A 3,040-nucleotide genomic window follows, 5' to 3' on the forward strand; every position below is an offset into this window, starting at 1 on the left:
GGCTTGCCCGCCTGCTTCGCGGCCGGCTTGGCCACCGGCTTGGATTTGCGGGGCGGCGCCGGCGGCGGGGCGCCGCCGTTGATCTCGCTCTCCAGCAAGTCCATGTTGAACTGCGCGTCGGAGAAATCGACCCGGTCGCGCTGCGCCACGCCCTGCGCCGGCGTCTGCGCGACGTCGGCCTGCTCGGGGTGGAAGAAGCGCGAGTGGATGCGGTCGTCTTCGCTCAGCTGGAAGATGTCGTCATCGTCCGGGGGCTCGGGCAGCGGCTGGAACGACGGCGTGGCCGGCACGGGCGTCGCGGCGATCGGGGCGGGCGGGGGTGGGGCCGGGGGGCGCCACTCCGGCGGGGAGTCGCGCTCCAGGTCGAACAACCCCTCGAGCGCGTTGAAGACCTCGTCGCAGCGCCCGCAGCGGACCCAGCCTTCGGAGACCTTGAGCTGGTCCTGGACGACCCGGAAGACGGTACCGCAGGCAGTGCAACGGGTGGCCAGGCTCATGGCGAAATCATGCCATGGCCTTCTTCCGCGCCGTCATCAGGATCCAGCCTTCTTCCTGGTCGCTCACGTCCAGCGTGCACCAGGGCGCATAGGCGGCCTTCAGCTCGTCGGCCTGGCGCTCGAGGATGCCGGCCAGCACCAGGTCGCCGCCCGCGGCCACGTGGCCGCACAGCAGCGGGGCCAGCAGCTTCAGCGGCGACGCGAGGATGTTCGCGAGCACCAACGGGTACTCGCCCTGGGCCGCGTCAGGCAGGCCGGCGTCGAGCGTGACGCCGTTGGCGTCGGCATTGGCGCGCGTCGATTCGACGGCGGCCGGGTCGATGTCGACCGCAGCGATGCCGCGCCCACCATGCAGCGCCGCGCCGATCGCGAGGATGCCCGAGCCGCAGCCGTAGTCGAGCACGCGCTGCCAGCCGGCCGCGCGCGCAGGGGCCTGGGTCGCGATCCAGCGCAGGCACATCCGCGTCGTCGGGTGCGTGCCGGTGCCGAACGCGAGACCCGGGTCGAGCCGGATCACGGTGCGGGCCTGTGCCGGCGGCTCGTGCCAGGTCGGAACGATCCAGAACGTGTCGGTGACCGGCACCGGCGCGAACTGCGATTGCGTCAGCCGCACCCAATCCTGCTCTTCGACCTTCTGCAGCGCCTGCAGCTGCACGCCGCCCGCCCAGTCCTGCGCGAGCAGCAGGGCGCCGGCCTCGGTGGCGGCGTCTTCCTCGGCGAACAGCGCCTTCACGACCGAGCGCTGCCAGCCGCCGCGCGGCGCCGGCATGCCCGGCTCGCCGAACAGCGCGTGCTCGGCCTCGGTGTCGGCATCGGCGTCCTCGACCGAGACCGACAAGGCCTGCAGCTCGTCCATCAGCGCATCGGACACCGGCTCGACCAGGTCCTCCGGCACCAGCAGCAACAGCTCGTACATCGGGGCCTCAGCGCTTGTGCTGGCTCATCCAGCCTTCAAGGTAATGAATGCTGGTGCCCCCCTCGATGAACTTGGCGTCGGCCATCAGCTCGCGGTGCAGCGGGATGTTGGTCAGGATGCCCTCGACCACCGTCTCCGACAGCGCGATGCGCATGCGCGCGAGCGCCTGGTCGCGGGTGTCGCCGTGCGTGATGATCTTGCCGATCATCGAGTCGTAGTTCGGCGGCACGAAGTAGTTCGTGTACGCATGCGAGTCGACGCGCACGCCCGGCCCGCCCGGCGCATGCCAGGTCGTGATGCGGCCCGGCGACGGCGTGAACTTGTACGGGTCCTCGGCGTTGACGCGGCATTCGATCGCATGCCCGCGCATCTGGATCTGGCGCTGCTGGAACGGCAGCTTCTCGCCGGCCGCCACGCGGATCTGCATCTGCACGATGTCGATACCGGTCACCAGTTCGGTCACCGGGTGCTCCACCTGCACGCGGGTGTTCATCTCGATGAAATAGAACTCGCCGTTCTCGTACAGGAACTCGAAGGTGCCGGCGCCGCGGTAGCCGATGCGCTTGCAGGCGGCGGCGCAGCGGTCGCCGATCTTCTCGATCACGCGGCGCGGGATGCCCGGCGCCGGCGCTTCCTCGATGATCTTCTGGTGGCGGCGCTGCATCGAGCAGTCGCGCTCGCCCAGCCAGACGGCGTTCTTGTGCTCGTCGGCCAGCACCTGGATCTCGATGTGGCGCGGGTTCTCGAGGAACTTCTCCATGTAGACCGCCGGGTTGCCGAAGGCCGCGCCGGCCTCGGCGCGCGTGGTCTGCACCGCGTGGATCAGCGCCGCCTCGGTGTGCACGACGCGCATGCCACGGCCGCCGCCGCCGCCGGCCGCCTTGATGATCACCGGGTAGCCGACCGCACGGCCGGCCTTGATGATCTCCTTCGGGTCGTCGGGCAGCGCGCCCTCGGAGCCCGGCACGCAGGGCACGCCGGCCTTGATCATCGCCTGCTTGGCCGACACCTTGTCGCCCATCGTGCGGATCGCGTCGGGCGTCGGGCCGATGAAGACGAAGCCGCTCTGCTCGACGCGCTCGGCGAAATCGGCGTTCTCCGACAGGAAGCCGTAGCCGGGGTGGATGGCCTCGGCATCGGTCACCTCGGCGGTCGAGATGATGGCCGGCATGTTGAGGTAGCTCTGCGCCGACTGGGCCGGGCCGATGCACACCGCCTCGTCGGCCAGCTTCACGTACTTGGCGTCGCGGTCGGCCTCGGAATAGACGACGACCGACTTGATGCCCATCTCGCGGCACGCTCGTTGAATCCGCAGCGCGATCTCGCCGCGGTTGGCGATCAGGATCTTCTTGAACATGCGGACAGCCTTATTCGATGATGAACAAGGGCTGGCCGAACTCGACCGGCTGGCCGTTGGCGCACAGGATCTTCGTGACGGTGCCGGACTTGTCGGCCTCGATCTCGTTCATGATCTTCATCGCCTCGATGATGCAGATCGGCTCGCCTTCCTTGATGGTGCTGCCCACCTCGACGAAAGGCTTGGCGCCCGGGCTCGCGGCGCCGTAGAAGGTGCCGACCATCGGCGACTTGACGGTGTGGCCGGCCGGTGCGGCGGGCGCCTCGACAG

General features: G+C 69.6%; 4 protein-coding genes. All 4 read right to left on the reverse strand.

Annotated elements, in window-relative coordinates:
* Window positions 1–497 (reverse strand): zinc-ribbon domain-containing protein (locus tag AC1D1T_RS31405; RefSeq protein ID WP_477993274.1); only part of this gene is annotated, 497 nt, incomplete at its 3' end.
* Window positions 498–504: 7 nt separating this feature from the next.
* The gene (gene prmA / locus AC1D1T_RS31410; RefSeq protein ID WP_047506631.1) at window positions 505–1,413 is read right to left on the reverse strand and encodes a 50S ribosomal protein L11 methyltransferase; all 909 of its coding nucleotides are present in this window, start codon (window positions 1,411–1,413) and stop codon (window positions 505–507) included.
* A 7-nt stretch (window positions 1,414–1,420) separates the two neighbouring features.
* Window positions 1,421–2,770, reverse strand: coding sequence for an acetyl-CoA carboxylase biotin carboxylase subunit (gene accC, locus AC1D1T_RS31415; protein WP_047506632.1), 1,350 nt, complete (start codon window positions 2,768–2,770; stop codon window positions 1,421–1,423).
* A gap of 10 nt (window positions 2,771–2,780) precedes the next feature.
* The coding region (accB, locus tag AC1D1T_RS31420) for an acetyl-CoA carboxylase biotin carboxyl carrier protein (RefSeq protein ID WP_477993276.1) at window positions 2,781–3,040 on the reverse strand (260 nt) is incomplete at its 5' end.

This window comes from Rhizobacter sp. P2_H3 (genome assembly GCF_056403355.1).